Origin of the sequence: Sphingobacterium sp. UBA7253, assembly GCF_002472745.1 — a bacterium.
Lineage (GTDB): Bacteria > Bacteroidota > Bacteroidia > Sphingobacteriales > Sphingobacteriaceae > Sphingobacterium > Sphingobacterium siyangense.
Map to the genome: position 1 here is coordinate 6,771 of NZ_DKSP01000184.1, position 6,627 is coordinate 13,397.

General features: G+C 43.9%; 5 protein-coding genes. All 5 read left to right on the top strand.

Annotated features, from left to right (window positions below; genetic code table 11):
• Positions 1–445: RagB/SusD family nutrient uptake outer membrane protein (locus tag B2X72_RS18700; protein ID WP_286851034.1), on the top strand; the 445-nt coding region annotated here is incomplete at its 5' end.
• 39 nt (positions 446–484) lie between these two features.
• Positions 485–1,948 (top strand): SusF/SusE family outer membrane protein, encoded by a 1,464-nt coding sequence (locus tag B2X72_RS18705; RefSeq protein ID WP_088160822.1) that lies wholly within the window; start codon positions 485–487, stop codon positions 1,946–1,948.
• Between the two features lie 80 nt (positions 1,949–2,028).
• Entirely contained in the window at positions 2,029–3,780 is a 1,752-nt protein-coding gene (locus B2X72_RS18710; protein ID WP_088160823.1) for a glycoside hydrolase family 66 protein, read from the top strand.
• Positions 3,781–3,789: 9 nt separating this feature from the next.
• Complete coding sequence (locus tag B2X72_RS18715; RefSeq protein ID WP_198386060.1) at positions 3,790–6,294, top strand: glycoside hydrolase family 31 protein; 2,505 nt, start codon at positions 3,790–3,792, stop codon at positions 6,292–6,294.
• Between the two features lie 12 nt (positions 6,295–6,306).
• On the top strand, positions 6,307–6,627 hold a 321-nt coding region (locus B2X72_RS18720), incomplete at its 3' end, for a glycoside hydrolase family 97 N-terminal domain-containing protein (RefSeq protein ID WP_286851035.1).

Here is a 6,627-nt window from a genome sequence, read left to right on the forward strand (position 1 = left end):
GTCCACAGGATATAACGTGCGCAAATTTTTGGTTCCATTGTCCATTTCACCCGATTACAATACCAATGCGGCCAATATCGTTGTGTTACGTTATGCAGACGTGCTATTGATGAAAGCCGAGGCACTCAATGAACTCGGCAATACGGCTCAAGCGGTGGATCCCCTGTATATGGTGCGACAACGAGCAGGTTTGACCGACAAAAAGTCAATTACAGGGCTTTCCCAAGCTGATATGCGTGAAAAAATCCGTCACGAAAGAAGAATAGAACTTGCTTTTGAAGGACAACGCTGGTTTGATATGATTCGCTGGGACAACGGGCAGTATGCGCTTAACTTTCTGCACAGCATCGGCAAGCTCAATGCCACCGCAAAACATTTGTTGTTACCCATTCCTCAAGTTGAGATTGACGCCAATCCAAATTTGAAGCAGAATCCCGGTTATTAAATCCATTTTGGTAATTAACCAACTAACAAATTTAAAAAGATGAAAAGACTATATTATATTATCAATTTGATCTTGATCTCGTCCTTGTTCTGTCAGTCCTGTAAAGACGATTTTGGCAATGTCATCTATCCCGATGGTCCCTTAGAACTCAGTGTCTCAACATCAGATATTGTATTGAATGTTGCCGCCCCGGAGCAGGAAGCTGTAGTATTCGACTGGACTTCGGGTTCTAATTTTGGAACGAATGCAGCCATCAAGTATACCCTTGAAATCGGTGAAAAAGGTAAGGATTTTAAGCCTTCCATTAACAGTACTTTTGAGAAAGGATTGCGGTCACAAAGATATGTTACCAAAGATTTTAATCAATTGTTGATTGAAAAGCTTGGCATCACAGCAGGAAGCGGAGCACAGCTGGAAGCGCGTGTCATAGCAGAGACCCAAGACGGACAAAGCGCAACACAGTTGTCTCAAATAATTAGTTTAAAGATCAAAACCTACAAGCCGGTTACCGAAACACTCTATATCCTTGGTAGCGCAACAAGCAACGGCTGGGATGCGAACAAAGCCAGCAGGATGAATCCGATACAGGGTACGCCAGGAGCCTTTATATGGCAAGGTGTACTGAGCCGGGGCGAGTTTAAGTTTATCAGCACCTTGGGCAATTTTACACCTTCATACAACAAAGGAACAAATAATGAAAAGCTCTATTATCGTGAGTCGGAGTCAGATCCCTACGATGTTCCATTTACCGTTGCCAAATCTGGACTATACCAAGTCAAAGTCAATCTGATCGATCGATCTATTGTCATTACTGAAATTGAGGGAGCTATGTATGATGCACTGTGGTTTGTGGGTGGCTTTACCGGTTGGTCCTTTCAGCCTATGGTGAAAGACCCGAATGACCCTTTTATTTTTACCTATCATGCCGTATTGAATTCTAATAATAGCACCGACGAGTTTAAGATTGCAACGAAGCCAGATTTTGATCCAAGCGTTGTCTTTTTGCGCCCAGAGACAGATCAACAAGGCGTTGGAACAGACCTACCTGTCGTCAAGTGGTCCGAAAGTGAAAATAAGAATGATTATAAATGGCGGATTAATAAAGGAATCTATAAGATCAGACTGGATCTACGGGCCAATAAAATTACCATTGCTCCTTTTACATCGTTTCCGGCTATTTATCTTGTGGGCGATGCGACACCCAATGGTTGGGATATTGCCACAGCAACCCCAATGGTTAAGGGTGATACACCCCACAGGTTTACCTGGTCTGGAACACTTAAAGCCGGTGAATTAAAGTTTAGTTGCGATAAACAGGCCGATTGGAATGGCGCATGGTTTTTGGCTTCACAAAATGGCAGGACACCCTCAGGGCAGACCGAGCAGATGATCTTTAGCAAGTCTGGCTCTAATCCAGATAATAAGTGGAAAGTGACCACTGCGGGTACATACAGTATCATACTGGATCAGCTACAGGAAACAGTCACAATTATCAAACAATAAATCAATCTTAAGCTTTTTCCTCCATCAACAAAATGGAGGAAATTAATAAGCTTCTGTGTGCATGATATAATTATTTACAGATGAAACGAATATTCAGACTTGTGGTTGCCGGCGGAATCCTTCTAAGCGCGAGCTGCAACAACTATTACGATATTGAAAAAGACCCGATCACCTATGGGCAGACCTATTTTAAGCCTGTCATCAATACAGATAAAGCTGTTTATAAACCTGGGGAAAAGATCACATTTACAGCTGCCATCTCCGACAATAATTTGAGTGTCGCCTATACCTATCTGGGCGAATTGATCAAAGAGGAGCCGCTTTCGCAGCTGAGCTGGACCTGGACACCACCTACAACAGACTTTCGGGGCTACATGGTCTATCTTTTTAAAACTGATGATACAACTAAAAAGCCGCTCTACAGCATAGCCGTTGATGTATCTTCTGACTGGCGCAAGTTTCCACGGTATGGATTTGTATCCAATTACGATCGCCTTGATCAGCAGGTAATACAACGCAATGTCGAAACGCTCAACCGTTTCCATATTAATGGAATCCAGTTTTATGACTGGCAGATGGATCAGCATAAACCTTTGGCCGGTTCAGTATCCAATCCGGCTGATTCCTGGCTGGATCTCATCGGCCGGACTAATTACAAATCTACCGTGGATGGCTATATTCAGGCCGCTCATGATAAAGGGATGAAAGCGATGTTCTACAACTTGTTGTATGGCGCTTTGTCCAATGCGGCAAGTGATGGGGTATCCGAACAATGGTACCTTTTTAAGGATAATCAACATCAGGAGAAAGATAGGCATTCGTTGAATGCACCCTTTCGCAGCAATATCTATTTGGTCGATCCCGGCAACTCCGACTGGCAGACCTACATTAACAAAAGACATCAAGATGTATTTGCGGTCTATAATTTTGACGGCTATCATATTGATCAGTTGGGAGACCGCGGAAAACTATATGACTATACTGGCAAAGAAGTGAAACTAGAGCAGCGCTACGCCCCATTCATAGCAGCGTCAAAGAAGGCTTTTCCGGGCAAGTATCACGTGATGAATGCAGTTAATCAATACGGTCAGGAGTCTGGGATAGCACCATCTGCTGTTGATTTTTTATATACCGAAGTTTGGGATCCTAACAAATCATACGATGAATTGGTGAAAATTATTCAAGACAATGACCGTTTTAGCAATTACAATAAGAATACCGTATTAGCAGCTTATATGAACTATGCTAAGTCCAATCAGGCAGGCTTTGTCAATGAGCCAGGCGTGTTGCTGACCAATGCGGTCATCTTTGCCAATGGAGGGGCTCACCTTGAAATGGGAGAACATTATTTGACCAATGAATATTTTGCAAATAACAACCTGCAGCTTAAAGGAACAACAAAGGAAAAGCTGATCCAATATTATGACTTTATGGTCGCTTACCAAAACGTATTGCGAGATGGTGGTACAGCCGCGGTCTTTAGTGTCACCGGTACAAACGCTTTGACTATCAGTAATGGTAAAGCAAGATCAGGCAGTATTACAAGCTATGGGCGATATTTTGCTAACCGCGATGTAATCCATTTGATCAATTTTAAGGATGCCAATACTATGGAATGGCGTGATACCAATGGGACCCAACAGGAACCCTCCAGTATCGATGGCCTACAGATCAAGCTCGACGTGACACGTACTGTCAAGCGTGTATGGCTGGCATCGCCCGATATGCAAGGGGGCGTCGCTATTCCGCTTACTAAAGCGCAGACAGGAAATAAATTGACCATAGATCTGCCGGGGCTCAAGTATTGGGACATGGTTGTGATCGAATATTAAAAACCTATTATGCATAAACTAAAATCTTTTTATTTGATGCTGTTTTGCCTGATCTCCATCGTTCATGGAGCAGCAGGGCAGATGATGAAAGCGACACAATGCCAAGATTATCAGATCGAGGGGCGAAAGGTGACTTTCAATTGCAGCGACGGCGCTAAGTTGGAGCTTTATTTTTGCAGCAGTTCTGTTGTTCGGATATGGTATGATGTCAGCGGCACATTGCAAAGGAAGAATTCTTCCTTTGCAGTAGTTCATGAACAGCTTGAAGACATCGGTGAAATCAAGGTGAATAACGAACCGGCAACCTTCGAAATCTTCACCGGAAAGCTGCGTGTCCGTCTCAACAAGAATCCCATGCAATTGCTGATTTACGATAAGTGGCAAAAGTTGGTTTTCAGTGATTATAAAAGTCTTGGGCACAGCACGAGCGGTACCAAGACGGTGGCACATAAAGTACTGCGTCCCGATGAACAATTCTTTGGCCTAGGCGAAAAGACTGGGCCGCTCAATCGAAGAGGCCGGTCTTACAAGATGTGGAATAGCGACAAACCCTGTTATAGCAGTCAAGAAGATCCATTGTATAAGAGTATTCCTTTTTTCATGAGCAGCTACCATTATGGTATTTTTTTGGACAATACCTATAAAACAGCTTTTGACTTTGGAACCAGCAGTACAGAATCCTATTCCTTTGGAGCACCAGATGGTCCCTTCATCTACTATTTTATCTATGGAAAGGATTATAAAGAGATCCAACAGCAATATATCGCATTGACTGGGAAACCGATCATGCCACCGAGGTGGGCGTTTGGTTTTGCACAGAGCCGTGGACTTTATACACGGGAAGACCAAGCTTTGGAGATCGCTTCCGAATTTCGAAAGCGGGAAATTCCCTGTGATATCATCTATCAGGATATAGGCTGGACACAGGAACTGCAAGATTTCAACTGGCGTAAAGGAAATTATAAAGATCCTAAAGGAATGCTCAAAAAGCTGAATGAAAAAGGCTTTAAGATGATTCTCTCACAAGATCCAGTGGTGTCGCAATCAAATAAGAGTCAGTGGCAGGAGGCCCATCAAAAAGGATATTTTGTCAAGGACCGTCGTACGGGTACATCTTATGATATGCCTTGGCCATGGGGTGGTAATTGTGGTGTCGTTGATTTTACAAATCCATCTGTGGCCGACTGGTGGGGGCAGCTCCAGCAGAAGCCCCTAGCCGATGGTGTGAGTGGTTTCTGGACAGATATGGGGGAGCCTGCCTGGAGCAATGAAGAGGATGTTGATAGACTTCATATGCAACACCAGTTAGGCATGCATGCCGAGATCCACAACGTATACGGTCTTACCTGGGATAAGGTGGTGAAAGAGCAGTTTGACAAGCGTAATCCCAACAAGCGGATCTTTCAGATGACACGCGCAGCATATGCTGGACTTCAGCGCTATACCTTTGGTTGGTCTGGCGATAGTGGCAGTGGAACCGAAGTGACTGAAGGCTGGAGTCAATTGGCCAATCAGGTTGCGGTCGGATTATCGGCGGGGCTTGGCGGTATTCCATTCTGGACGACAGATATTTCAGGTTACTGTGGAGACATTACAGACTACCCTGCTATGGCGGAGCTGTATACACGTTGGATGCAATTTGGTATTTTTAATCCATTGAGCCGTGCCCATCACGAAGGCAACAATGCGGTCGAACCCTGGTTATTTGGTGAGGTCGCCGAAAAAAATGCCAAGACAGCCATTGAACTCAAATATCAACTGTTTCCATATCTCTATTCCCATGCGTACAAAGCGCATCAGACAGGTCTACCTATATTAAGGGGCTTGTTTATGGAATTTCCACAAGACGACCAAGTTATCGGGATCAATGATCAGTTTATGTTTGGACAGGAAATCCTCGTGGCCCCTGTACTGAAAAAAGGCGAACGGATCAAAAAACTCTATCTGCCCGATGGCGAATGGATTGATTTTAACGACAAAAAGACGGTATATCTGGGTGGGCAGCAGATTGCCTACCGAGCACCTCTGAATCGAATTCCGATGTTTGTCAAAAAAGGTGCTATCGTACCCATGATGCCGATCATGCAATATATCGGTCAGGATCCAATACATCCGCTTTATATCCATATCTTCCCCAATTATGAAGGAGAGTCCGCTACATTTGAACTTTATGAAGACGATGGTGAGACACAGGATTATCTCAAAGGTATTGGTGCTACGACACGCTTTACCTGCACAACCCTGGCAGAAAGAGATTTTGAAACAGCGATTCAGCCCCAGGATAAAGGCTACATACCTGCCAAAGGAAGACAGCTCTACTTAAGCTATCATCTTGAAAGCAAGCCCAATGTCGTCACCATTGATGGTAAGACCATACCCTATGCTGTGGCGGACAATAATCAAACGTCAACGATAAAGAAAAATGAGTCCAGTTGGACATGGGATGCCCAACAGGGGAGCTGTATCGTTAAGTTGACGGATAATCGAAATGCGAAAAATATAAAAATCCACTAATTATCATAAAAAATGAAGAAAACGACGCTCTTGATGAGTTTATTTTTAATCACTTTGGGACTGCAAGCCCAAGAGCTGCTTTCGCCTTCGGGAAAATTGAAACTTCAGTTTTCACTGGATGCATCAGGTGCACCGACGTATACCTTGAGTTATAAAGGCAAAGCTGTAATCAAACCCAGTAAGTTAGGATTGGAATTGACCGGCAATACCAAGAAAGTTGAATTTTCAGGGGCAGGAGAAGGCAATGGAGAACCGTTGTCCAGTTCACTGTATGACGAGTTTGAACAGACGGCACAAGAAAGCAAACATGTTGATGAGCGCTGGAATCCTGTT

Excerpts from the sequence above, each read along its gene's own strand:
- B2X72_RS18710 (WP_088160823.1), top strand. The coding sequence starts at position 2,029 with ATGAAACGAATATTCAGACTTGTGGTTGCCGGCGGAATCCTTCTAAGC.
- B2X72_RS18705 (WP_088160822.1), top strand. The coding sequence starts at position 485 with ATGAAAAGACTATATTATATTATCAATTTGATCTTGATCTCGTCCTTG.
- B2X72_RS18715 (WP_198386060.1), top strand. The coding sequence starts at position 3,790 with ATGCATAAACTAAAATCTTTTTATTTGATGCTGTTTTGCCTGATCTCC.